The 23,550-nt window shown below is 44.9% G+C and carries 37 protein-coding genes and 1 pseudogene; 12 read left to right on the top strand and 26 right to left on the bottom strand.

From position 1 onward, the window contains the following. Positions 1–10 precede the first annotated feature (10 nt). From RS881_RS26800 to RS881_RS26735, 14 genes and pseudogenes are all read right to left on the bottom strand, one after another. A complete protein-coding gene (locus RS881_RS26800; RefSeq protein ID WP_315823906.1) occupies positions 11–436 on the bottom strand; it encodes a hypothetical protein in 426 nt (141 codons plus the stop codon). Between the two features lie 228 nt (positions 437–664). Beyond that, positions 665–997, bottom strand: a complete 333-nt coding sequence (locus tag RS881_RS26795; RefSeq protein WP_315823905.1) for a hypothetical protein — start codon at positions 995–997, stop codon at positions 665–667. Beyond that, positions 994–1,584: an AAA family ATPase gene (locus RS881_RS26790; protein ID WP_315823904.1), complete on the bottom strand. Its 591-nt coding sequence runs from the start codon at positions 1,582–1,584 to the stop codon at positions 994–996. The genes RS881_RS26795 and RS881_RS26790 overlap by 4 nt, the downstream gene beginning before the upstream one ends. Before the next feature lie 115 nt (positions 1,585–1,699). Further along, a complete protein-coding gene (locus RS881_RS26785; RefSeq protein WP_350340252.1) occupies positions 1,700–2,245 on the bottom strand; it encodes a hypothetical protein in 546 nt (181 codons plus the stop codon). A 70-nt stretch (positions 2,246–2,315) separates the two neighbouring features. Continuing rightward, positions 2,316–2,657, bottom strand: coding sequence for a caspase family protein (locus tag RS881_RS26780; RefSeq protein WP_315824628.1), 342 nt, complete (start codon positions 2,655–2,657; stop codon positions 2,316–2,318). Between the two features lie 123 nt (positions 2,658–2,780). Continuing rightward, positions 2,781–3,572, bottom strand: coding sequence for a hypothetical protein (locus RS881_RS26775; protein ID WP_315823903.1), 792 nt, complete (start codon positions 3,570–3,572; stop codon positions 2,781–2,783). Then, complete coding sequence (locus RS881_RS26770; RefSeq protein ID WP_315823902.1) at positions 3,569–4,036, bottom strand: hypothetical protein; 468 nt, start codon at positions 4,034–4,036, stop codon at positions 3,569–3,571. The genes RS881_RS26775 and RS881_RS26770 overlap by 4 nt, the downstream gene beginning before the upstream one ends. A gap of 16 nt (positions 4,037–4,052) precedes the next feature. Further along, the gene (locus tag RS881_RS26765; protein ID WP_315823901.1) at positions 4,053–4,295 is read right to left on the bottom strand and encodes a hypothetical protein; all 243 of its coding nucleotides are present in this window, start codon (positions 4,293–4,295) and stop codon (positions 4,053–4,055) included. Between the two features lie 165 nt (positions 4,296–4,460). After that, on the bottom strand, positions 4,461–4,811 hold the full coding sequence (locus RS881_RS26760) for a hypothetical protein (protein ID WP_315823900.1): 351 nt from the start codon (positions 4,809–4,811) through the stop codon (positions 4,461–4,463). Between the two features lie 142 nt (positions 4,812–4,953). Continuing rightward, on the bottom strand, positions 4,954–6,255 hold the full coding sequence (locus RS881_RS26755; protein WP_315823899.1) for a hypothetical protein: 1,302 nt from the start codon (positions 6,253–6,255) through the stop codon (positions 4,954–4,956). Then, positions 6,252–6,584: a hypothetical protein gene (locus RS881_RS26750; protein WP_315823898.1), complete on the bottom strand. Its 333-nt coding sequence runs from the start codon at positions 6,582–6,584 to the stop codon at positions 6,252–6,254. The genes RS881_RS26755 and RS881_RS26750 overlap by 4 nt, the downstream gene beginning before the upstream one ends. Positions 6,585–6,619: 35 nt before the next feature. Next, complete coding sequence (locus RS881_RS26745) at positions 6,620–6,958, bottom strand: hypothetical protein (protein ID WP_315823897.1); 339 nt, start codon at positions 6,956–6,958, stop codon at positions 6,620–6,622. Next, positions 6,955–7,200: a hypothetical protein gene (locus RS881_RS26740; protein ID WP_315823896.1), complete on the bottom strand. Its 246-nt coding sequence runs from the start codon at positions 7,198–7,200 to the stop codon at positions 6,955–6,957. Before RS881_RS26740 ends, RS881_RS26745 begins: the two co-directional genes overlap by 4 nt. Before the next feature lie 18 nt (positions 7,201–7,218). Beyond that, positions 7,219–7,905 (bottom strand): annotated as a pseudogene (locus RS881_RS26735) (caspase family protein); the annotation flags it as partial. A gap of 293 nt (positions 7,906–8,198) precedes the next feature. Here RS881_RS26735 and RS881_RS26730 point away from each other — a divergent pair. From RS881_RS26730 to RS881_RS26700, 7 genes are all read left to right on the top strand, one after another. Further along, the gene (locus tag RS881_RS26730; RefSeq protein WP_315823895.1) at positions 8,199–8,351 is read left to right on the top strand and encodes a hypothetical protein; all 153 of its coding nucleotides are present in this window, start codon (positions 8,199–8,201) and stop codon (positions 8,349–8,351) included. 17 nt (positions 8,352–8,368) lie between these two features. Beyond that, positions 8,369–8,668, top strand: a complete 300-nt coding sequence (locus RS881_RS26725) for a hypothetical protein (protein WP_315823894.1) — start codon at positions 8,369–8,371, stop codon at positions 8,666–8,668. A gap of 388 nt (positions 8,669–9,056) precedes the next feature. Continuing rightward, entirely contained in the window at positions 9,057–9,350 is a 294-nt protein-coding gene (locus RS881_RS26720; protein ID WP_315823893.1) for a hypothetical protein, read from the top strand. Next, positions 9,319–9,654, top strand: a complete 336-nt coding sequence (locus tag RS881_RS26715) for a sensor histidine kinase (protein WP_315823892.1) — start codon at positions 9,319–9,321, stop codon at positions 9,652–9,654. Before RS881_RS26720 ends, RS881_RS26715 begins: the two co-directional genes overlap by 32 nt. Further along, the gene (locus RS881_RS26710; RefSeq protein WP_315823891.1) at positions 9,639–10,106 is read left to right on the top strand and encodes a sensor histidine kinase; all 468 of its coding nucleotides are present in this window, start codon (positions 9,639–9,641) and stop codon (positions 10,104–10,106) included. Before RS881_RS26715 ends, RS881_RS26710 begins: the two co-directional genes overlap by 16 nt. 17 nt (positions 10,107–10,123) lie before the next feature. Continuing rightward, on the top strand, positions 10,124–10,300 hold the full coding sequence (locus RS881_RS26705; RefSeq protein ID WP_315823890.1) for a helix-turn-helix domain-containing protein: 177 nt from the start codon (positions 10,124–10,126) through the stop codon (positions 10,298–10,300). Further along, positions 10,282–10,806, top strand: a complete 525-nt coding sequence (locus RS881_RS26700) for a response regulator (protein WP_315823889.1) — start codon at positions 10,282–10,284, stop codon at positions 10,804–10,806. Before RS881_RS26705 ends, RS881_RS26700 begins: the two co-directional genes overlap by 19 nt. Positions 10,807–10,946: 140 nt before the next feature. Here RS881_RS26700 and RS881_RS26695 read toward each other — a convergent pair whose 3' ends face one another. From RS881_RS26695 to RS881_RS26675, 5 genes are all read right to left on the bottom strand, one after another. Beyond that, positions 10,947–11,093, bottom strand: a complete 147-nt coding sequence (locus RS881_RS26695) for a hypothetical protein (protein WP_315823888.1) — start codon at positions 11,091–11,093, stop codon at positions 10,947–10,949. A 193-nt stretch (positions 11,094–11,286) separates the two neighbouring features. After that, positions 11,287–11,739, bottom strand: coding sequence for a hypothetical protein (locus RS881_RS26690; protein ID WP_315823887.1), 453 nt, complete (start codon positions 11,737–11,739; stop codon positions 11,287–11,289). Between the two features lie 18 nt (positions 11,740–11,757). Beyond that, complete coding sequence (locus RS881_RS26685) at positions 11,758–13,818, bottom strand: M64 family metallopeptidase (RefSeq protein WP_315823886.1); 2,061 nt, start codon at positions 13,816–13,818, stop codon at positions 11,758–11,760. Between the two features lie 322 nt (positions 13,819–14,140). Continuing rightward, positions 14,141–14,479 carry a GNAT family N-acetyltransferase gene (locus RS881_RS26680; protein ID WP_315824627.1) on the bottom strand — a complete coding sequence of 113 codons (339 nt, stop codon included), beginning with the start codon at positions 14,477–14,479 and terminating at the stop codon, positions 14,141–14,143. 273 nt (positions 14,480–14,752) lie between these two features. Continuing rightward, positions 14,753–15,061, bottom strand: a complete 309-nt coding sequence (locus RS881_RS26675) for a MarR family transcriptional regulator (protein WP_315823885.1) — start codon at positions 15,059–15,061, stop codon at positions 14,753–14,755. Between the two features lie 102 nt (positions 15,062–15,163). Here RS881_RS26675 and RS881_RS26670 point away from each other — a divergent pair, with 102 nt between their 5' ends. Genes RS881_RS26670 through RS881_RS26660 form a run of 3 tightly spaced genes read left to right on the top strand, consistent with a single transcriptional unit; the run spans position 15,164 to position 17,175 of the window. After that, on the top strand, positions 15,164–16,096 hold the full coding sequence (locus RS881_RS26670; RefSeq protein ID WP_315823884.1) for a helix-turn-helix domain-containing protein: 933 nt from the start codon (positions 15,164–15,166) through the stop codon (positions 16,094–16,096). A gap of 33 nt (positions 16,097–16,129) precedes the next feature. Beyond that, positions 16,130–16,807, top strand: a complete 678-nt coding sequence (locus RS881_RS26665; RefSeq protein WP_315823883.1) for an alcohol dehydrogenase catalytic domain-containing protein — start codon at positions 16,130–16,132, stop codon at positions 16,805–16,807. Then, on the top strand, positions 16,789–17,175 hold the full coding sequence (locus RS881_RS26660) for a zinc-binding dehydrogenase (protein ID WP_315823882.1): 387 nt from the start codon (positions 16,789–16,791) through the stop codon (positions 17,173–17,175). Before RS881_RS26665 ends, RS881_RS26660 begins: the two co-directional genes overlap by 19 nt. A 71-nt stretch (positions 17,176–17,246) precedes the next feature. Here RS881_RS26660 and RS881_RS26655 read toward each other — a convergent pair whose 3' ends face one another. The 4 genes from RS881_RS26655 to RS881_RS26640 form a co-directional block, all read right to left on the bottom strand. Then, positions 17,247–17,420, bottom strand: a complete 174-nt coding sequence (locus RS881_RS26655) for a hypothetical protein (protein ID WP_315823881.1) — start codon at positions 17,418–17,420, stop codon at positions 17,247–17,249. Between the two features lie 200 nt (positions 17,421–17,620). Further along, positions 17,621–18,775 carry a hypothetical protein gene (locus tag RS881_RS26650; protein ID WP_315823880.1) on the bottom strand — a complete coding sequence of 385 codons (1,155 nt, stop codon included), beginning with the start codon at positions 18,773–18,775 and terminating at the stop codon, positions 17,621–17,623. A gap of 265 nt (positions 18,776–19,040) precedes the next feature. Next, positions 19,041–19,196, bottom strand: coding sequence for a hypothetical protein (locus RS881_RS26645; protein ID WP_315823879.1), 156 nt, complete (start codon positions 19,194–19,196; stop codon positions 19,041–19,043). A gap of 139 nt (positions 19,197–19,335) precedes the next feature. Continuing rightward, positions 19,336–19,713, bottom strand: coding sequence for a hypothetical protein (locus tag RS881_RS26640; RefSeq protein ID WP_315823878.1), 378 nt, complete (start codon positions 19,711–19,713; stop codon positions 19,336–19,338). Positions 19,714–20,174: 461 nt separating this feature from the next. On the opposite strand from RS881_RS26640, the gene RS881_RS26635 reads away from it, so the two are divergent. Further along, on the top strand, positions 20,175–20,462 hold the full coding sequence (locus tag RS881_RS26635; RefSeq protein ID WP_315823877.1) for a hypothetical protein: 288 nt from the start codon (positions 20,175–20,177) through the stop codon (positions 20,460–20,462). A gap of 7 nt (positions 20,463–20,469) precedes the next feature. Continuing rightward, on the top strand, positions 20,470–20,880 hold the full coding sequence (locus RS881_RS26630) for a hypothetical protein (protein WP_315823876.1): 411 nt from the start codon (positions 20,470–20,472) through the stop codon (positions 20,878–20,880). 108 nt (positions 20,881–20,988) lie between these two features. Here the strand turns inward: RS881_RS26630 and RS881_RS26625 are convergent, their stop codons facing one another. The 3 genes from RS881_RS26625 to RS881_RS26615 all read right to left on the bottom strand — a co-directional run bounded on the left by RS881_RS26625 (position 20,989) and on the right by RS881_RS26615 (position 23,498). Then, complete coding sequence (locus RS881_RS26625) at positions 20,989–22,047, bottom strand: LLM class flavin-dependent oxidoreductase (protein ID WP_315823875.1); 1,059 nt, start codon at positions 22,045–22,047, stop codon at positions 20,989–20,991. Between the two features lie 136 nt (positions 22,048–22,183). After that, positions 22,184–23,230: an MFS transporter gene (locus RS881_RS26620; protein WP_315823874.1), complete on the bottom strand. Its 1,047-nt coding sequence runs from the start codon at positions 23,228–23,230 to the stop codon at positions 22,184–22,186. Between the two features lie 61 nt (positions 23,231–23,291). After that, positions 23,292–23,498, bottom strand: a complete 207-nt coding sequence (locus tag RS881_RS26615; protein WP_315823873.1) for a hypothetical protein — start codon at positions 23,496–23,498, stop codon at positions 23,292–23,294. Between the last annotated feature and the right edge of the window lie 52 nt (positions 23,499–23,550).

The following is a 23,550-nucleotide window of genomic DNA, read 5'->3' as shown; positions in this document are numbered from 1 at the left end:
ATAGCCATTCTCAAAAAGCATGAATAGAACACTTACCTGAACAAAGGCTAATAACGTTAATTGCCATTGTATTTTTATGCAATAAATCCAGTTTATCGATAATCGACTCTGCATACCCCTGGTAAGCCTGCGGGTTGCGCAAGGCGCCGCTTAATATTTCAGTAACGGTTAACACCAATGGCCTGCAGGTGCTGATATCTGGTTTTAGCTTCTTATAAACCACTTCCTTTACCAGGGGATGCATTTTATAGGCCAGGTTTTGCCAGCGAAGCTCAACTGGCTCTATTTGCTGTTTGCCTTGTATCCAGCCAATCTGTTTGATCTCATCCAACCTGTCTTCAAAAACATTAGCCCCTTCCTCCGGCACCCGCCATAGCACTTTCAAGTCACCAATAGGAATATCGGATGAGGGCAATACGGAAAAGAAACGCAGCATGGTGGCCTTGGCTTCGTTTTCAGCATCTTTCGCCGCGTTACCTGTCTTTTGTTCGAGGTATTCTGTTTCAAAAGGTTTAACAAATACAGATGTAAAGAGGAAGTATTCAATTGCTCTCTGAATGTGTTGCCGGCATGGGGTATATGAATTACCCGTTGCAGGTCGGGATGGTTCAAATCCAGTTTTTCCAGTATAACCAATAACTGATCCAATGAAAGGCCTTTCTTTTTACCGGCTTTGGCCAACAGTTCGGTAAGCAGGGTATGCCTTTACAATATGTGTTAGCAGCTTCTCCACATTCGCTTTTATTCCTTCCTGATCAATCACATTCCTTAATTGCTCATTGATCCTGGCGGGATCAATATGATCAATTTGAGTGGTGGTATTGTGGTAAACAAACAGCAATACGGCATCCTCCATATCCAGCTCATCCACATCCATAGCCACGAACTCATCAGGCGCCGTACGGGTAGTGATCAGGAATTTCCAACCGGTTTGAATGAAAGCAGTCCTCATATTGCGCAGGTCCTCAAAATCGCGTTCATTTACGTTATCAATCACAAACAGGTTATTGCCGTCATATTTTTCATTTCCTGGATTACCAGGTTCAATTGGCCGGCCAGGTACTTCGCCTGCCGTTTCTTGTCATCCAGCCCCAACGCCGTACAAGCGCCATCAACAAAAGCTGTGGTCAGGTTTTTATCCACGGACACAAAAACGATACGATTGAAATATTGCTGGCAAGCATCCTGGTGCAGGTACTCCTGCATCAGGGTGGTTTTGCCCATACCACCAATACCACTCAGTAAAAGAACAGGCAGCCTGCCCGAGGGATCTGCAAGTAACTCATGTATTTTTTCCAGTTGCTTTTCCCGTCCAATAAAATAAGGCGGCCTGAGGGGAATACCGGGATGACGGGCATGGCTGGTGCTGCTGGTGATACTGCCAATAAATACCTTCAATCGTGTGATATAACTGTTCTGATCAATGACCGGATTCAGCGCGTCCCGTTCAAGATGTACCAAAGCAGGTTTATCGTATTGAAAAGCCGATTGCCTGATCTCTTCAAATACCGGGTGTAAGGCAGTAAAGCCATTGTCATCCAGCAGTTGGAGTAATTTTCGCTTGAATACATCCAGTTGGAGCATAGATTGCAGGTTAATATTTCAGAAAAAAAGCAGCTATTTTAAACTTAGGAAAGCATCCCGATAAAGATCTTTAATCGGGTGATATAATCATTGGGCGAAAGCATGGCCAGGTTGGTCAACCCGTCATTACGCAGGTTGGCGTAGGCTGGTTTATTATAACTAAAACCAGACTCCTTAATTTTCTCCAGGACTGCCGGTACGGCTGCAAAGCCCAGGTCATCCAATACCGATACCAAATAGCTCCTAAATTGAGCACGCCCGGTAACAGACTGAGTGCTTCTGCCCGCGGCTGGTAAACAGCCCCCAGGTAAGCAGCTGTATTTTTAAATGGCTGTAATAAGTCCCTGGCCTTATCAATGCGGCAGATGGCGAAGTCTTCCAGCCCATGCGCATCAAAAACAGGTATTTGCAGGGCGTCTGTTGCTTTTTTGACCATGTCGCTAACATCAGCAACTGTTCTGAGCAGGGTAGCATACTGGCTGCCATTGCCTGCTCCCGAATCCAGCGCCTGCACCAACGCATCGGTAAACACGCTGTATTGCGCATGGGGAAGTATCCGAGAGTATTGATCGTGCCGGGAGGATGCCACCACTGCCCGCCCCACACCTTTCTGCAATTCCTCGTACAAAGGCTGGTTTGAAGGGCGGAAATCATGCTGTATACTTGATTTGGTAGCGATACCCGCTGCATGACAGCAATCGAGTAATACCAGTAATTTCCGGGATTTAACATCATCTATCTTTTGGCAAACTCATCCTTAAATAAGGCTGTTTTCCGGTTATTCCAGTTAAAATCAAAAGGCGCCAGCAGGTATTCCTTTTACCACTGATACCGCCATGGCCTGAAAAGTAAATAATGGCTGTTGCTTTGGGATCTTGCCTGGTACATTCGATCAGCCAATCGAGCCCATCCAGGATACCCTGCCTGGATGCTGCTTCATTGACCAACAGCTTTACCTGGTTTTCCGGATAGCCAGCCCTGTCGGGGTTAGTCAATAGTTTGTATAAAACAGTAGCATCGTTTACCGTAACCGGTAATGGATTTACATGGGGGTAATTGCCTACCCAATTAATAGCGCATATCCATTGGCAAAGGAGGTAGTATTCCCGGGCATTGTTTTGGTTTATTGAATAAATCCGTTCATAGCTAAGTTAACCATTGATTTTTATTCTCCGGAAAAATGGGCTGATTCTATTTTAACCGGGTGTTTTGGCAGATCTCACCTGTTTAGGCTCCTGTGCCCACCTGGGCAAGCTCACTGAAATGGGCTCGGTGAGCTGGTGATCGAACTTCCTGAACACTGCTTCCCAAAAACTGTCCAGGGAATCCTGTTTAATGGTACGCTGGGAAGAAGCGACCAGGGTAATTTCAATATCCTTGTAGGTCGAAAAAGTAGCCGTTGGTTTGGGCATCGCGTCAAGTATTTGAAATGCCCGTGTAAAATCACCACGATCTATATTGACCCTGCGATTGTTATAAGCGCAGTCTTCCAGCAAATCGGAAAGAATAACGATCTTAACCGGTTGATCGATCTTACCTGGTCCGATATCGCGGGACATGGAATTGGCTACTTTTCCGATCGCCCTGATGATGCAGGTATTAAGGGAAGAAGGGAGGTTACAGATCCTTTCCATCCTTCGATGGAGTGTATCGCCTTTGACCGCTATTTCCTGTTCCCTTTGCCTGAGCTTCGTTCCCGTTACAAAGGAAGGTTGTACAATGCTGTAATCAAAAAAGGGCTTTTCATATTGGGCTGCACTAATATCGAAATAAATGATCCGCGCATGTTGCCGGCACATGACCTTGAACAACGAGTCGGCATTTTGTATAATTGCCTGCCGGCTTTGATTTCCCTGGCTGGCCGAGAAGTCACATAAAACATAATAAGTTGGTTCTGTTCTTTTCACCGGCTGTTGTACAAGATCATCCCCTCCACAGGCCGTTAATAAAAAGAAGGCCATAAGAAACGATAGCAGCTTAACTTTCATGGATTTATTTTTTTATGGTTAATGTTGGACAGGCCAATATGGATATTGATCCTCCTGGATACGGCCAGGCTACGCCATTCCAGTATTTTATTATAAAAGTCCTCTCCACCGGCATATTTATCGGGCTGCATACCCCCAATGGCATAACCACGTTCATAAAAGGCAACCAGGTAATCCTTGTATTCTTCTACAAAAAGGTTTTCATTGATCAGTTTTTCATCAGCCGCAAACAAGTCATAGTACTTTTTCTCCACGATGGTAAATTTCTCCACCGACCTGATCCATTTACGCCTTCTGTGCTCGCTGTTGTATTTGGCGCTCCATAACCGGGTTAGGTTTTGAATATTGTTCAATGAATGAGATAAACAAATACCACCGACGAGTGGAAACAATAAGGTAATGGCCACAAAAGCAGCTCCGCTGAAAAAGGTTACTTCAAATTGGTCTTTGGCAGCCGTTTGCAACCGGAAAAAGACAAGGCTACAATAGAAAGTATGGTAATAAAAACACGACGGTCTTCAGGATACCTTTCATACGGTGTTCTTTGAGCACGCTTTTCTCATCATCTTTGGAATCGAACCCGTTTTCCGACAAGAACCGCTTAAAGGTCATGAGCCTATTGGCATAGGGTGTACCTACAAATTCATCGTAGTATATTTTGATATAAATAGTACATAAAGCAATACCTGTAGCGGTAAAAACCGTTTCCCAATTGGCAAACAATATAGACTTGAAACTGCCCAGGAACAGGTTGGGGAACTGCAGTTCCGGCTCACCGGGGCTTTCCAGGTCAAACCCTCGCTGGATAAGTCTTAGTGCCAGGGGATATCGGCCAGGATCAGCGCTACCGCCAATAAAAAATAAAGTACAAATAGTAAAAGTGAATGGCTACGCGGAAAAACCGGTACTGGTATTTCGCATAATCATAATAAGCCTGTTCCCTTTATACAAGGTTTCGTCATACAGTTTGATATTGTTAGCGACTTCAAACTCTGCTTTTAAAGTGGCCAACTGGCCGCGTATGATCACATAAATATGCCTGAACATTTCCAGGGCATTGGCGCGTGCAATATTCAACAAATTGTCAAGTGTAACACCAAGCGATCCATCCCGCCGGCCCATTTCATACATGTATTCATGGCTGGCTGCAATTCTTTTGTGCAATCCCAGCTTTACGATCACGTCGTCGAGACCATCAATTGCCCGTATATAATTGCCATAAGAGTTATCTTCATCCAACCCCGGCTTTTTAGTATTTGTATCGTTGTCGGGCTGTCCACCACGCTTACCTCTTACGGTTTTCTTAACCAGGTACCAAATGCTTTCAGGTTGGTGGCAACCCGGGAAATCCAGGAATGAGATTGAACCTTTGACATGGTAGTTATTTATTAGAGGTGATTAATAGTGGTTGTGCAGGCTGCCCATTCGGTGCGCAATAATCATAATACCCTGGCCGGGGACCAATACCATTTTCCCGGTAATACATACCCAGGTGAAAGCCATCCTGCAGGTCGGTAATGACAGCATGGTAAGTATTCTTAATGGTGTGGCTTTGCTCCGCCTTTTCCTGTAAGGTTTTCCTGATCTGGCTGTGGTGCTCATCAATATTTTTCCTGCATTTTTCTATGTCGCTTTCATATCGCCGCTGTTCTGTAGCCCTGGCCGTTTTATGATCGTCGATATTGTCTTCTGCTTTCTGAACTTTGGCCTTTCTTTCACGGTATTCAAATTCCACTGCTTTCACTTCATCGGTAAGATGTGGGAAATACTTTTCTTCCCAGGGCAGTAAGGGAACTACCGGCGGCGGGTCCTGTACTTTTGGTTTATCCACCAGTTTAAGCGCAATAGCTACTTTCTCGAAAAAGGTGAGCGGCCTAACCCTTACCCGCTGGGCCGACGGGTTGGCAATATTCAGGGAGGCTTTGAACAGCAATTGCTTTAATACATGTTGCACTACATTACCTTGTTCTTCTGTTAGACCATTGTGCAGCGATGGTGATCTAGGTGCAGAACAGCGGGCAATGAGGTCATTGAGCCTTATCAATATTACTTCCAGCAAGCGGCTGGTTTCAATTAAACCATGACTGCGCACACTGTAAGCAAAAGCAATGCTGCCGCCCAGCGCAACACCAATGAACAACAAAATAGAAAAACGGGTGCGATGATCTACCTGAATGATGTTGAACTCCTTTTCGGGGTGATAAGGAATGGCAATAATACAGATACAGAATAAGAGGAAAATGCCAATGACCACTACCAATTCCCAATTGGCTCTGCCCCAATTGACGTGTACACCGGGATTGGCCGTGTATTTCTTTACCAGGCGGGGTTCTACAATTTTAACAATATACAGGTAAATGAGACCAGCCAGGGCGATAGCCATACTGGTTCCAGCTATTAGCCCTTCCGAACTGGCATTAATGGCGCTAATACTATCAGGATGCGCTTTTAAGGAAATGCTTAGAATGAGTAATCCCGCAATGAATACGCCGGGTATCAGCTGCAGCCAGAAGGCGTACCAGTTATTACTTTTTACTTTCGCATGAAAGTTTGCATTTTCCTCTTCTTCACTCACCTCACCACCCAGCATTACCTCACTCAATATTTCCTCCTCACTTTTCCTTTTCAGGCGGTTCAGCAGGTAATTACACCCAATACTGATAAGCGTTACCAACACGATCAACCCCAGCAGTACGGCAATTTTATAATAAAAGAGCCTTTTTGTTGAGCAGTATCAATTAAACCCTGTAAAACAAAATTCAACATACCCTGGTTGCCAAACCCCGTGGCACCGGCAAAGGTGGAAAAGAAAAAGCCAGCAGCTGCAAATGATACATTACCCACTGTAATAAGGATCCTCGTGGTTGCCGGGTTGATGCCATCCACATCCAGGGTGCTTAAATGCAGGTTGATCTTCCTATAACGCTCTTCGTAAAAAACAAGCAAGGCCTGGTAGCATTTGGACAGCCTGGCCAGGTGGTCTTTTTCGTCGATAAACTTCTTATGGTTCATTTCGTAGGTCTCGTCATAGATCGTCTTTTGAATACTCAGGGCTTTTTTACCTGTGCTTCTGCATCAGCCAGGCTCCTATCAATTATCCCCGCCTTGGCCTCTCCCAGTTTTATCCTGACATCCGTGAGCCGGTCACGCAGGGCCGACAACTCCTTCTCCTGACTATCCTTTTCGGCTATTAACTTCTTTAGTACCTCATCCTCCTCTTCCTTATACAGATCGGCCAGTTTTAGTTTCTCCTTCAGCTCATCGATCCTGGATTTGCCTATCCCGATCTGCTCATTCAGGTAATTGATATGCGCATCCGAGGCATCCGTCACCTCTTTGATCCTTACAATGGCTTCCTGTTTAAATTCTTCCAGTAAGGCAGTCATTCTTTTATGGGGCATTCGATATGGCTTACCGACTCAAAGAACCCCCTGCGCCGCATTAACTCGGAATAGGTAATCTCACGGTATTCCTTTTTAGGATCCTTGTCGACCTTCGTTTCGGGTTCCTTTGGAGGGTTCTTTTCATCTTTATCTTTGTCTTTATCAGCCGGCTCCTCATTCTTTTGACCTTCGTTTTTATCTGCAAACCCCCATTGGTTGGCGGCAGTTTTGTGTTCATCACCCATGGTAGTTATTTTAGTGGTTTATATTTTGAATGGTCTTTTTTTAACGAACTGATCGGCACCTGGTCCAAATTTGAATAGATTGGGTTTGGAGCTGGGAGGCATGTGGTTGGATATCCTATTGTGCAGCTCACGGTAGCTTTCGCAGAAATCATACTCTTTCAATACCTCTAGCAACCAGTAGGTATACAAGCTATTCTTGAGATTATAGCCTGTAAAAGCCTCCTGGTAATCCTGGCAGGCCGCCAGTAAAAGACAGGAAGCCTGTACATCGTCAGTTTTTGCTATAGGAAATTGACTGGCAGTTACAGGATTAATGGACTTACTATTTTTGGTGGAGGTACCGGAGTGGCAGCTATCGGCAATAACCAGCACCCTTACCCCGGGCCGGAACTGTTTCAACCTTTCATACAAGTCATCGTCAACGAGCATCCTGTCGTACAGGCACCAGGTTTGGTCCATTCCTCCTTTTTCATCCTTATTGTAGTCGATCACCAGGCCACCATGGCCGGAAAAGGTCAGGAAGAAGAAGTCGCCATATTCGAGGTGGGCGGCTGCAACATCCAGGTCCGCAAGCAGGTTGTTCACTGTGGCTTCCTCGTTGAGGTGGATGGCAGTATTGAATTGGAAGCGAGTGGCCAGGGCCATGTAAGCAATGGCGTCGCGGTCGCAATTGGGCAATTGACTTAAGGAAAGATCATTTTCTTTGTAAGCTGCATTGTCATAGTAATTAACCCCCTATATGTAGTGAAATTCCGTTAGGCATATGCAATTAGTTTCGGTGCCGTAAAGTTGTTTCAACAGGCCAATGCAGGCAACGGGGAATAACTTAAATCCGTTTAGGGGTTTTCCTGTATCTTAGTGAAACTCCGGCTTTATGAGGCTAGCACCTACTAATCAATCAGTTAAAGCATGCTCCTTTTTGGGTGAATTCACTATTGTAAGGGATTTACCGGGAACGTTATTTTGATCATCTAATTTTTAATCCAAAAAAACTGTTTATGTCACGTAACAGATCTGCCAAGCCTCTACCAGAGATTTTTATATCCAAGGAAGTGGTCAATGAAAGGGTACAAAACTTCGTAGATGGCAAATACGCACTGCTAAGTGCAGATATGGGAGACCCGAAACCAGGGCTGCCTGGTATTCGTTAGAGCAATTTGAACAGCTGATGCGCGAATTTTATTACCTGAATGCCGATGGGCTAAGGATCTATTTTGGAGCATATGGGAAAGAAGACCTGATGTATCCCAACCACATGACCGTTATTTTTGTTCCCACCTACCTGGATGAGGAAACGGGTAAACACAAAGACATCATAATCGATGATGATAATGATGAGGAATACCTAAAACGGGCAGCCAATAAGGTTTCCAAGATGGGCATCACTAAAAATCTTGACTCCATTGGCTTATGCCCGCCCGGTTGTGATGGTGAAGGAGATTTATCGTACCCCTATACCCAGAAATAACTCCTAACTATGAATAAATGGTTCTTATACATCTCACTATTATCCGTTTTAATAAGTTTTATATCCAGCCTGAATGCCTTCAGGCTGGATATGCCTAAACCTTTTAAGTATTTTTCCTTTTTCTCCTGTTTGTACTGTTATCAGAAATATTTGGGGTGGCCTGGGCAAAGAAATTATATCAGTACACTTCGTATTCCAGGAATAACCAATGGTTTTATAACCTGTTTCACTTTTGCAGTTACTTGTTTTACCTGTATTTCTTTTATGCGGTAATACAACTTACCACGCTTAAAAAATGGATTAAGCGGTTGGCCATTTTCTATATCCTGTTTGCCGCAACCAACCTGCTTTTTTCCAGGGTTGGCTGTACCTGAATACTTATACCGAGTTGGTAGCCTGCCTGATCATGGTATTCCTGAGCATTGCCTATTATTTTCAGTTGCTGTACGACAAAGAGATCATATCCCTGAAAAGAGATAGCGTGTTTTGGATCAGTACGGGCTTACTGGTTTATCACCTGGGAAGCACCCTGGGTCTTTTACTGATCAATGTAATGCATATCATTTCGATCGAAAAGGCCAGGAATATTCTGTTGATCATCCAGTCATCAGCGATCATTATGTACATAAACTATTCAATTGCTTTCTTATGTGGAAGGAGAAAGAAATCTGGTATGCTGTAATTTTTGGAACGGTACTGCTATTGGCATTGGGGGTGTAATCATTTCCTTTGTTTTCCTGCACCAGCGCAAAAAATACCGCCACAAACAGGAAGTAATGCAAATACAGGAAACCTTCACCCAGGAAATGCTGCATTCAAAGGCAGAGATACAGGAACAAACACTGCAACATATTGCTACTGAATTGCATGACAATTTTACGCCTACCCTTTCGGTAATCAACATCAACCTGGCCAGTGTAGCTCCTCTGACGGAGGATCCTGTCAGGGAAAAATTACGGACACCAAGGCATTGGTCAAACAATTGATGGCCGAAATGAAGGCTCTATCCATTAGCCTGAATACGGACCAGATATCCAGGATCGGGTTTTCCCGGATCTTGCAGCAACAGATTGACAACCTGCGCAAATCGGGTTTCTATAGCATTGCTTTTCATGAGGAGGGCGAAACATTCAGGTTATCACCCCATAAAGAGATCATTCTTTTGCGGATGTGCCAGGTAATACTTGACAACATCGTTAAACATGCCGAAGCCAAAAGCATCCATATCCGGCTCATTTATGAAGCCAGTACACTCAAGGTAGAGATCATTGATGACGGAAAAGGGTTTGATGTTGAAAGCATTGCCAACCATCCTCAGAAACAGGACAGTAGTGGCTTGCGGAACCTGCACAAACGGGCACTGGCCCTGAATGCAGAACTGACTATCAAAAGCCAGCCAGGCCAGGGAACCCATATTCTTATATCCACTCCAATCTAATACCAACCTTATTTATTATGCAACTACAAGAAACAAGGGTAAAGATAGCTATAGCCGACGACCATGCTTTGTTCAGGAAGGGGCTCGCGGAACTGCTGAAGCCCGACAAATATGAATTGCTGTTTGATGTAGAAAATGGCAAAAACTCGTTGATACCATACAGAGCAATGAAGCCATGGTACCCGATATTGTAATAATGGACATTGCCATGCCCGGCATGAATGGGTATGAAGCAGTAGCCTGGCTACGAGACAATTACCCCGATATCAAAACGCTGGTCGTATCCAGTGTGAATAATGACGAAGACATTGTCAGGATGTTGAAGCTGGGGGTAAAGGGCTATTTAACCAAAGAAATGGAGCCTGAAGACCTCCATGCCGCCCTACAATCCATTGCACAAAAGAGTTATTATTATACCGATTTTGTGACCAACAAGTTGATCCACTCCATTCAAAAAGAAGCAGCCGACAACAACGATACCATAATATACCACAAACTATGGGAGAGCCTGAATGTCAAACAGAAAGAATTTATCCGGTACGCCTGTACAGAATTGAACTACGTGGAAATTGCGGACAAGATGAATGTAGCGCCTAAAACGGTAGATGGTTACCGGGATGCGGTATTTGAGCGCTTTGAGATCAAAAGCAGGGTGGCCCTGGTACTGTATGCCATCAAAAATAAATTGGTTACTATTTAATCAACAGGTTTCCATTAATAAACAGCCATGTGGGAAAGCAAGTGTTAAATATAAACTACTGGCAACTGTAGTTTTCTTGCCGCATACCATAGCAGGGGAATAAAAAAGCCTTCCAGTTCAACGATCTGGAAGGCTTTTAACTAATTACACATTACCTGGCAAAAACTTTTTTTCACCTCGGCTTTTATCTCTTTATTCATTTTGTCAAGGGTAATACCGTTTAACTCGGCCACCATACGCACTTCTTTTTCATATTGCAAGTGTAGTGGCGCAGCATTCAACTTCATCGCCGGAATATGCTCCTTGAAGCGGTAGAGTGATATTTTAACCTTGGGCAGGTCCTTTCGGCAATGAGATTGCCTGGTATCCTTACATTGAAATCAAAGCTGGGAAGGATGGTAATATGGTGTCCTTTAGCGCCTTTGTCGCCAGGCATGGGAAAACTTCTTTGTTCGCCAAAATCGGGAATGGAAGCGATGTTCAGCCGGTTCTCCTGTAAGGTGGCTTCATAGGTAAGGCCGCCCTGTACAAGATCTTCATGCCTTCCAAGGTGCTATCCACTCTTTTGGCACCAGTTACTGATATTTCGCCATTCTGTACATGCATACGGAAAACCAAATAGTGTTCACCGGCAGCTTTGCGAACTGCCCTGGCTTTTTGCTCACCCGAATGGGGCTGAATACTTTTCCTGTCAATTCCGGCAAATACGGCCATCTGTTTACCTTCATCAACAGCTTTTTTAGAAGGAGCTGCCGTATTTTCTTTCACCTCCTCCATCAGTTGGAGCTTCTTTCCTTTTTCAGGTGTAGGTAACGCGGCCTTTTTAATAGCCGCATCATCCATTACAGGAAGTTTATTGTTTTCCACTATGGGATCGGTGGCTTGCTGATTCATGGTTTTACCATAAATGCCTTTTGTTGTTTTTCGTGTCATAACGTACCTCAATTATTTTTACCAATTCCTACCATGGCGGTAGTTGTGAATCCATTTATAATATAATTTCTGCAGGCTAAGAGTGGGTGTGGCTTTGATCATGCCAAACCAGTTCGTATTGTGTACAAACAGGTCGCGTTTTCCGGCGGCTCCTTCAAAGTTACAAGGTATAAACCGATCAACGCTGCCCAGGTTCCACTCTCCTACCCAATTCTCCTTCCAGGCACAGGAAAGAGCGCTACCATTGGAAATCATGGTACCCAAGTACTCGGTGCTCCAATCCAGGCAGTTGTATACAAACAGGTCGGCTTTTTTATCACCATTGATATCCCCAACAAAATGCAGATCATTTTTCCGCATTTGCCAACCAGGGGCATTGCCATCATACCGCTTCACCATGGAAAGGGCTGTGCCCGAACTACTTAGCATACCCAGGTAGGCAATACTCCAGTTTTCGCCATTGAATACATAGATATCAGCTTTTCCATCGCCATTGAAATCGCCTACATAAAATTTATCGCCTTTCGTCATTTGCCAGCCGGGCAGGTTCTTATCATACCTTTTGGCCATTTTGTATTCTGTCCCTGTACTGCGCAGCATACCAAGGTAAGGGATGGACCAGTTATCACCATTGAATACGTAGAGATCATCTTTGCCGTCGCCATTCAAATCACCTACAAAGAATTTATCCCCTTTGGTCATTTGCCATCCGGGCAGATTCTGATCATATCGCTTGATCAGCGTAAACCCGGTACCCGACGAACGCAGCATACCCAGGTAAGGTATTGACCAGCTATTACCGTTGAATACCAGCAGATCCTTTTTCCCGTCGCCGTTAAAATCGGCCACAAAGAATTGATCGTCTTTTTTAAAATCCCATCCCGGCATGGAATTGTCATAACGGGCAATCAGTTTCAGACCATTGTTGCCGTCATCGGCCAGTAAACCAAGGTATTCCATTACCCAGTCGGAGCCATTGAATACGGCCACTTCATCTTTGCCATCGCCATTAAAATCACCAATATAAAACCGGTCATTGGGTTGGAACTGCCAGGAACCCGGCACGCGTTCTACCGTACTGAATACCACATCCAATTGTGAACCATTAGAACGGTAGATCATGATGGAGTTGCCATTGTGCACCAACAGATCGGACTTACCATCGCCGTTAAAATCACCAGCATAGCATTTCAAGAAATTTCGACCGGTATAGCTGTGCATCCTGTTCTTCATTTCGGTATAGCACACCGGACAAAATTCGGGCGAGTTACCCCGCATGCGACAATTGATCACTGGCCGGTAAATACCGGAGTTCTTGGTACCACCACCTTCAAACAAACCTACATCATGGTTGGTGGACCACCCAGGAGGTTGGCTACCTGCATTATAGCCCGCACAATTACCTGTACCGGTAGGCACCGGTGTAGCAGGAGCTACAAACTTTTTCCATTTCAGGGTATTGCGGTTGGTATTGGTTGTAAGGTTTACCGAACCAGGTTCGGGCCCGGAATATACATTGGTAGTACAATATTCGTCGGCCAGCCCACCTGTACCGTGGCCAAATTCATGAGCCAGCACCGGCCAGGTCACTCCCCTTGGTATGATCTGAAAACCACCACCGCCACAACCACCATAATTGGGATTGTTGAGGATAACCACTACCAGGTCATAATCCGGCACCCAGGTAGTAAGGGCTGCATTGACCAATGCGCCGGTTTGTGCAGTACCTTCCAGCCAGCAATGCGCCCAGGAGCCGCTGAAGATATACTTCAAGGCCGTATCGCGCATGGTAGTACTGATAATGGTATCATCCGAAGCATCATCTGGTGTACCATGTTCATCATACTGACGGGTGCTTACTCCCGATTGATTGGAGATCAGGTTGACCCTGAAAACATTAAAAGCTTGCTTATCTTCATAAAAATAATCATGACCAAACACCCCGTCCATTAATAAAGATTGTACGGTATCATTATAAAGTGTTTGATCAGCCGCCGCGAAGCCATCGCCCAATATGGCGATATTCAATTTTGACCCAACCGGACCGGCTTTTTGAATTTGCGTTACACTGTCAGCCATAAAGTCATGTTGTATTCCAGCGCATCCGGCAATACATTGCCAGTACACCCTGGAGGGTTAATAAATAATAATCAGTAAGCTCTGAAAGCCTAATAGAAGGAAGAATAGTTTTGAACGATGTAACCAAAAATACTAATCAGAAGTCCGACACAAAGGTTCGGGATTAAGCGGCAGGAAACATTTAGTAACTTTTATACTAAATATGACACCAAGTTAGTTCAATGCACAGAAGAAAACAATACCACTTTAGTGGTATCTTATGATTATTGGTTTATTTACTCCCTAAACAAGCACACGCACCTCGCTGTTTCCGGTCATTCAATCAATTTTTCTCCATGTAAATGGTGCCAGCTATGGGGTTATGGCGATAGGCATCAATGGTATAAAATCCCAGAGAACGATATAGGTTATGGGCTTTTTCCTGTCCGGGTACCGTATCTAATCTAATGAACTGGTAGTGTAGCGCTGTGGATGTTACGATCGCTAGCTCTAACAATTGACGGCCAATCTTAAAACTCCGGAAGGCAGGTTTTACATACAGTCGTTTTAACTCGGCTGTAGAGGCTGCCAGTTGGCGGATACCGGCACAACCCACCGCGTCATGCCATTCATTAAAGCATAACAGCAATGCCCCCATAGGAGCCTGGTATTGCTGCTGCATCACACTCAGTTCATGCTGAAATCCCTGGAACCCAAGATCAAAATCAAGTGAAGCTGCATACTCCTCAAAAGGGCCTTACCTGCTTCAAATTCGCCGGGTGTTTGTGCAATACTAAAATTGAAACGCTCCATCTGTAATTGTTTGTCTTATCACCTTTTTCTAATAATTGCTTCACTTGAACCATCAGGCTGGCCAATTGCACACACTCCTCACCATCCAGGTGTTTCACCAGGTTCTCTACCTGCTTATCGGACTGACGGTTGATATCTGCAGCTATCTGCTTTCCCCTGGCAGTAAGGTCCAGCGCAAAGACCCGCTTATCTTCTTTGAATTGTTTTTCACCATGATCCCCTGTTTTACAAACCGGGCTACCATACGGCTCAGGTAACCCTCATCTAACTGCAATTTTTCTTTGATGGCCCTTGCTGTGATACCCGATTCGTTATACACTTCATAAATGATCCGGGCCTCAGTAAGCGAGTAATTGCTTTCCAGGATATGATTGTTCACAATACCCAGGATGGCTGTATAAAAACGGTTAAAATCGCGCAGGGTATGGATCAATTCTTTTTCATAATACAAAGATAAGGGACAATACTTGACTTGATCAAGTATTTAATCCCCATCGGTCAGCACCGCCTTTTGGGGCAATCCATCACGCCTTGATTTCCTTAGCTTTGACAAATGAAAAAGAACCAGACGGTGGAGGCGTATTACCGCGACCGGGGAATTGAGGAAGCTACGAGCGGCCAATTTAAGGTGTACGAAAGTGGTGCGTATTGCAGCAAGCCCATGCAGTTTAACAGGCGGGATTTTTACAAGATATCCTTATTACTGGGCAGCAGCCAGGTAAGCTGGCATCACCAGGATATTGTGATCGACCGGCCAGCTTTGGCCTTTTTCAATCCACTTACCCCTTATGCCTGGAATCCTGTATCTGAGCAACAAAACGGGTACTTCTGTTTGTTCAAAAAAGCGTTTTTAGGCGACCCCTCACGGAATGCAAGCTTGCAAAACTCGCCCTTATTCAAAACAGGCGGTAACCCTGTATTCTTTCTGAATAAAACGCAACAGCAATATATTGGGAGCATCTATCGCAAAATGTTAATCGAATTGAGATCGGACTATGTGTACAAATACGATCTATTACGTAACCAGTTGCACCTGATCATTCATGAAGCTATGAAAATGGAACCAGCCCTCCCGGGCATACGGCAAAAGAATGCAGCCGAGCGCATTGCCATTCAATTCCTGGAACTACTGGAAAAACAATTTCCCATTGACACCCCCGAGCATTTACTTACACTTAGAACAGCAGGGGACTACGCCAGTTCGCTGGCCACACATGTAAACCACCTGAATCATGCGGTAAAGGAGGTTACTGGCCAAACCACTTCGGAGCATATTGCGGATAGGATACTGGCCGAATCAAAAGCACTCCTCAAACATACCGACTGGCCTGTTGCTACCATTGCTTATAGTTTGGGGTTTGAAACCCCAATTATTTTTATCATTTCTTCAAAAAGAGAACCGGAAATTCCCCCAAAAACACCCGTACTGCCGCACTTTGATTTTTATAGTTTTTCCTTTGAATTGTATACTCCCTGCATTGTTTGACCCGGTAGTTTTGCTGTCTAAAGTTTTGACTATATGGCAGGAAATAATACTGAAAGCAGGGAAACTGGTTCTACAATTGTCACCGCCTTTGCGGTGAAAACACCGAAAGGCAAATTGGAAAAGTTCAAATATGAATTGCCTCCAATTGGACAGGAGCATGTAGATATCAAAGTGGCTTATTGCGGTCTTTGTTTTTCCGATATAAGCATGATCAATAATGATTGGGGGATGACTCAGTACCCCATGGTGCCTGGTCACGAAATTGTAGGCGAAGTGATCAACGTTGGCAGTCAGGTGAAGGGTATTCGCGTGGGCGACAAGGTGGGCTTAAGCTGGTTTTCCCAATCCTGCATGCATTGTGCCCAGTGTATGACGGGCAATCACCAACTCTGCGCTGATGCTGAACAAACGCAGGTAGGCCGCCATGGGGGATTTGCCGATATGGTACGCGGTCATTGGTCATGGGTAATTTCACTTCCCCAGGGCATTGATATGGCCAAAGCTGGCCCCTTGCTTTGTGGCGGCATGACGGTTTTTAATCCACTGATCATAGAAGGTGTTAAACCCACGGACAAAGTGGGCGTAATTGGCATTGGCGGTTTGGGCCATATGGCTATCAAGTTCCTGAAATACTGGGGCTGCGAAGTAGTAGCCTTCAGTTCCAATCCTTCTAAAAGGAAGAGATTATCAGTATGGGAGCCTCCCGGGTGATCGACTCTACTGATCCTGCTGCCCTGCAAACAATAGCAGGTCAACTAAACTTTATTCTCAGCACTGTAAATGTATTGTTGGATTGGGATAAATATATCGGCTGCCTGGCGCCAAAAGGTAAATTCCATACCGTGGGCATTGTACCTGAGCCCATTAGTGTTGCGGCCTTTCCTTTAATTGCAGGCCAAAAATCGGTCGGTGGCAGTCCGGGTGGTGGGCCGGCCATCATCAAGACCATGCTTGATTTTTGTGTACGGCATAACATCTATCCAACCGTGGAAGAGTTTCCAATGGAACAGGTCAATGAAGCCATCAGCCGGCTGGAAGCTGGTAAGGCGAGGTATAGGATCGTGCTGAAGAGGGTATAGAGAACTGGCCGGGATATTCACTGGACATTCACTACCTATTCACTACAATTAGTATTAGCCCAATATAGGCATCAAACTTCTACTTCGTCAGCTAAACGGTCAGTTTCAAATCCATGTGGCCGCTCAATTTTTTCTATTGCAACCACCATCTGTAAGGTCAATTTAAAAGTAACTGTAAGCCCTCCAGCTTTATAGATCCCGGCTTTTAGTATTTCAACCTCCTTCTCCCCAATAACAGCATCCAATGGACGGTACTCTTGCATGACTTCTGCCAGCGCCCAATTGATCAGGGCTAATTCACTGGCCGTTTGCAGAGGAGTTTTACAAATAGCATGACGCTGGCCATCGGGGGTAATGATACAAAAAAAGGCATTTGATGCGCTTCACAAATAACCTCACCACCCGGAGGAATGGGACAAGAACACCTGTTTCCTTGTGACATATACTACGTTTTTATAATTGTATATACATTATTGGTAACCTCTACTGTATAGGCAGGCAAAACAGTTGACAAATATGCCAATTGGGCAATGGCCTCTTCTACCGAAGTAGCCTGTACCTCCTTACCCTGCAGGGGTATCGCTAATTCTGCTGGCGTAAAGTTTTTAAATACACAGATACCACTATTAACATCTACAACCGTTTCAACCACAGCTTGGAAAGGCGTGTTATCCAGTACTTTAAAATTAATTCCTGCAGCAGGACTATCAGGCTTAGGCTCCTCTCCTTCCCCAGGCTTGGGTGGCGAAGGAAGAAAATATTCTGCGAGGTTCTCAATGGCTCTTTTAAAGAAAGTTACAATAATAGCAGCAACAGCACTTAGCACTAAGAACCATAGACCAGTACGCGCTAAACTTCCACTGATTATCTTATCGAATTGGGTAGGTATCAATTCCTGGTTTTCTACCAGGATGGAGGAAGCCTTTCCTGATCCCACTAATTTCAGTTGCCAGAACTTTGCTTCATTGTTAAAGTCAAATCCGGTAATAGCAAACTTACAACCGCCGGATTTAATTTTCACCATGATCGGCATATCCTTTGGTTGGTTGGGAGCATCCAATCCTTCAATCTTTATGATGGGGTTAATACAGGAGTTAATAGTAAATACAGAATCCGTGGGTATGTCAAAATCAACCAGGGTATGTTTTGGTGTTATATTTTGGCTGGGTAGTTTAGGATTAAAATACAACACACTCTTTTTAGGTAAAGTATCGGGTTGTGCAATAAATTGAGCATTGACAAGTCGATTGCCCGAAGGTTTTACCTGGAGTCGAAAAGTTTCTTCTTTACTAAATTTTTCAATGACCTGTTTATCCTGTATGATCAGCCTGTTTAATTCTTTAAAATTGACCTGTTCACTTACTACCTTGATCTCTGCATATAAATTCTTCTTCGTATTAATCTCAAGTGCCGGCATATTAGATTGATCCATTAAACAACCACTAAGCAATGTTCCTTCGGGCAGTATTAGGAAATTCCCTTCTCCTGTTTTCCCGGCAACCTCCGCAATCAACGAGGTTTGATCAGTATGCCTAACCTTATTGACTGATATTTCCAGTTCTTTATTACTCAATGCAAGGGAAGATTTGCCGGCTGACAAAACAGCACTTTCCAAAGGACTTACCTGTACATCAAACCCACGTGCATATAAAATCGAAATAGGAGGAAATTGAAGGCTATCTTTTTGGGGTATGCTGAAGCTTTGACAAGTACCGGAAAAGTAAACATTTTGTGTAACCCTGTAATTTGAAAGCAGGAAGAGACCCAAAACCAATAGAGTCAGAATCAACAGAAATCCTACAGGCAGCACCCAATATCGCTTGCGTGCTTGTCCTGGCGCTTTTTACCGGCATTTGGTTTATCCGTCATTCCACTACTTTAAATGGTAAACAAACATCATTTACTTGTTCATTCTTATTGCGGGCAGTGCACCGGAAGCGCACATAATAATCCCCTGGCCTGATCTTTTTCCCATTATTGCGCTGAAACATCCATTCATATATCCGGGTCCCAGCTGCCATGTCAACCTTACGATCAGTAAATACAGGGCTTGCCTCTTCAATATCCAGGGAAGTATTTCAATCTTCACGTTTGCATCTGCATCAACGCGGTATAAAAACTGCATGGCCCCTTTCTTCAGGCTGGCAGGTACGGGAATGGCTACCGACCGGGGAGTTCCAGCACCCCTTTCTTTCGGGAGGTGCCAAATTCACTGCCCCAAATATTACCACTGTCAGATACTACTCTCAATTTCACGGAAAGCTGCATAGGTGTCTTTTTCCAATTCTTCCTGTATTCCATTGAGTTCACGGGCCATAGGATCCATTGGGAGGTATCGCGAATGCGCAAACCCTCATAGGTATTTTTTTCTTCTTTAACATCCACCGCTTCGGCCGCCACTATGGAATGTAAACTATCATCTTCAATAAAAATAGTGGCAGATGCTTTAATCGGTATCCTGCAGGCTATAAGAATACTATCATTGTTTTTAACGATTTCGGATAGATCAACTTTGGGCAGGTTAATGATTCGTAACACGTGTTGGATCCTGGGGAGGTTAATTAAGGAGTCTTCTGCGATTGGATCCTGATCTTGTTGTGAAGGACTTTACAGCCCCCACCCACAACATATCCCCCCAACAATATAATGAGCGGCAGTGCGTATTTCATACACAAGGTTTAAGCGTTTGATTTACTTATACAAGTGGGATCATTGGGGCAGCAGGTACACTCTAAAAATACTTCTTTTGGCTTTATTTTCCTCAATTTCACTGGGCTGACAACAAATTCTACCCTACCCTTAGTAAGTGCGCTTTAACCCATAACCTTTAGCTTACCTTAAGGCAACCTCAACATCTAAAGGAGCCCCTATCCAGGTAATCGGTCAGCAGGAATTGGTTGTTCATGGGCCAGGCCCTAGTGTGTAAGAAACTTACCGTATATTAAGGGTATAAACTCAACACTTATGGGAAATCCCCTGCCTGCAAAGACCGGGCATTTTTGTATGCTATTGCTTTACTGGCCATTGGGGCCATCCACCTGGTCACCCAACATTTCCCTGCCGGCCTTTTACCGGTACCAGCTACCCTGCCGGGTAAAATAGTTTTAGCAAATATCAACGGCGTGGCCATGGTCCTGGCCGCCATTTGGATACTGTTAAAACCCCATGACTACCGGGGGCGCTGGCCGCCACCCTCATCTGGTTATTGTTGTTGGTATTGGTACACCTGCCCATCTTACTACCCCAATTGGACAATGGAGGCGAATGGGCTGCCGCCCTGGAAGTAATTGCCTTTTGGGCGCCGCGCTGGTTATGGTGGGTATGAATAAGCCGCAATGGGGCATCACGATCATAAAAACCGGGCAATACTTATTTGCAGCAGCACTCATGGGGTTCGGCATCCTGCATTATATATACAACAACTACATTATCACACTGATCCCCACCTGGTTGCCTGCCAAAACCTTCCTGTCATGGCTGGTGATGGTCGCTTTTTTTGCTTCAGCCATCAGCCTTTTTATTGGTAAACAAGTAAAATTGGCCATGTACCTCCTGAGTGCAATGTTCTTCCTTTGGGTATTAATATTGCATTTGCCCAGGGCCCTGAGGGAGAATGCCGAGCCCGAATATACCAGTCTTTTTGTGGCACTTGGAATGAGCGGCATGGCATTATTGATGAAAACCGTGCAGAAAGTTGATAAGTGAACAGGTTACAGCCTGTGCTTCCTGTTACTTTTGGTAAGCCTTCTTCGTATCCGGCTAAGAGATGGTTGTTTAATGCCTATATAGGCATTCGATTGGCCAATAATAGTATTACACGCTACCTATACCAAGTACCGGTAAAGGCATTCCGGCGTTCACCACTGGCTTTAATTTGGTACCGATCAGCTCAATGGCGTGCATCAGCTTTTCATGCGGCAACGAAGCAGTGTCCATCTGGAAAGTAAGCCTTGAGATACCTCCCAATGCTTCGCTGTGCCGAAGTATCTTGGCAGCCACTTCTTCCGGACTTCCAATTAACAAAGCTCCCTGGTCGCCCATTTGTGCTTCAAAACGTCCTCTGGTCATTGGAGGCCAGCCACGCTCCTGCCCAATGCGGGTCATACTGGCTGCATAACCTGGATAAAATTCTTCAATGGCTTGTTCTGTAGTACCGGCTATATAACCCAGGGAGTGTAGCCCAACCGTGAGTTGTTCTGGTGAGTAACCTGCCTTTTTACCAGCCTGTCTGTACAGGTCGATCAGCGGCCGGAAACGATGTGTTTCGCCACCTATAATGGCCACCATTAAAGGTAGTCCCAGCGTACCGGCACGTACGAATGATTCGGGTGTACCACCTACCCCCAGCCAAATGGGTAAAGACTCCTGCACCGGCCTGGGATAGATGGGTTGGTTACGTAATGCCGGGCGGAACTTTCCCGACCAGGTAACAAATTCGTTCTTGCGGATATTGAGCAAGAGGTCCAGCTTTTCCGTAAAGAGCTCGTCATAATCCCGGAGATTCAAACCAAATAAAGGGAATGCATCCGTAAATGAACCGCGTCCTACTACCATTTCGGCCCGGCCCTGTGAGATCAGGTCGAGCGTAGCATATTCCTGGAATACCCTTACCGGATCGGCAGCACTCAATACTGTGACTGCACTGGTAAGGCGGATCTTATTGGTACGGGCGGCAGCAGCAGTAAGTATCAATGCTGTCGCCGAATCTAAAAAGTCTTTGCGGTGATGCTCTCCAATACCAAATACATCCAGGCCCATTTTATCCGCATGTACCATACGCTCCAGTAATTGGGCCATCGCCGTGGCATTATCCCTGGCAATACCTTTACTACCTGCCATTTCAGCGGCAAAACTATCTATTCCTATTTCCATAATAAACACCTTTGTAATGTTGAAATGCAAAGATAATACAATGGAAAGCCGGTTCCTATTAGTAAGCAGTATACAAAAGTATAGTACCCTGAAAAAGTGAAGTATTTGTCAATGCTTTGTGAAAAACTGTTAAGGCCTATGAGTGGGCAGAAAGCTCTTCGTTGAGGCAGGAAGAATGCCGGGTATCCTTCATAAACAGATATACCAACAGCGAAATAGCAATGCACCCCGTTATATACCAGTAAAAATAGGTTTCATGGCCGCTTTTTTTCAACCAAAGGGCTATGTACTCGGCACTACCACCAAAAATAGCTACGGTGAGGGCATAAGGCAATCCTACCCCCAGCGCTCGTACTTCGGCTGGGAAAAGCTCGGCTTTCACCACGGCATTAATACTGGTGTATCCACTTACAATGATCAGCGCGGCCATGAGCAACAGAAAGGCTACCCACAAAGAGCTGGTATTGCTTAATGCGGTAAGCAGCGGTACTGTACACAACACACCCAATACACCGAATCCTATCAGCAAGGGCCTGCGACCAATCTTGTCGGACAAAGCACCCAATAGAGGTTGTATCAACGCAAAGAGCAATAAGGATATAAAGGACAGCCGGGTAGATTGTTCTTTAGTAAGGTGAACGGTATTCACCAGGAATTTCTGCATGTAGGTAGTATAGGTATAAAATGCCAGCGTTCCTCCCAACGTCAGTCCCACGACCGTAAGGATCGCTCCAGGATGTTTTAGTAATTCCCGGATCGTACCCTTTTGTGTTGTCTTTTGTTTTTGTTGTCTTTCAAATGAAGGTGTTTCCTGTAATGAACTGCGTAGGTAAAGCGCAATGATGGACAACAGGGCGCCGATCACAAAAGGAATTCGCCATCCCCAGTTATGTAATTGTGTTTCGCTTAAAATCCGTTGTAGTATTAATTGAATACCCAGGGCGATCAACTGCCCGCCGATAAGGGTTACATATTGAAAACTGGAATAAAAGCCCCGCCGGTTACGGGTAGCCATTTCACTAAGGTAGGTGGCTGATACGCCATATTCACCACCAACACTTAAGCCCTGCAGCAGGCGTGCAATCAACAAAATTACCGGTGCCAGGATACCAATGGTGGCATAGGTGGGCGTAAAAGCAATCAGCAGGGACCCAAACGACATGAGCAGTACTGACCAGGTCATTGATTTTTTTCGCCCCATCTTATCAGCAACATATCCAAACAACCAGCCTCAATGGGACGCATCAAAAGCCCAGGGCAAATACACCTGCCGTATTGAGTAATTGCGCAGTTGCATTGCTCGCCGGGAAAAAGGAAGCCGAAAAATACAAAGCAAAAGCAGAATAGGCATACCAGTCATACCATTCTACCAGGTTTCCGATAGCGCCACCAACAATGGCTTTCAGGCGGGAAATAGATATGGCTTCGGAGGGCTGTTGTATAGGTTTCATCCTGCTAATGGGTGTAGTTTTCCAAATAAATGAGCTTAATAATAAAAAGGAA

Source organism: Paraflavitalea speifideaquila, from assembly GCF_032395985.1.
Classification (GTDB): domain Bacteria; phylum Bacteroidota; class Bacteroidia; order Chitinophagales; family Chitinophagaceae; genus Paraflavitalea; species Paraflavitalea speifideaquila.
This window is presented reverse-complemented; position numbering and strand designations above follow the sequence as displayed.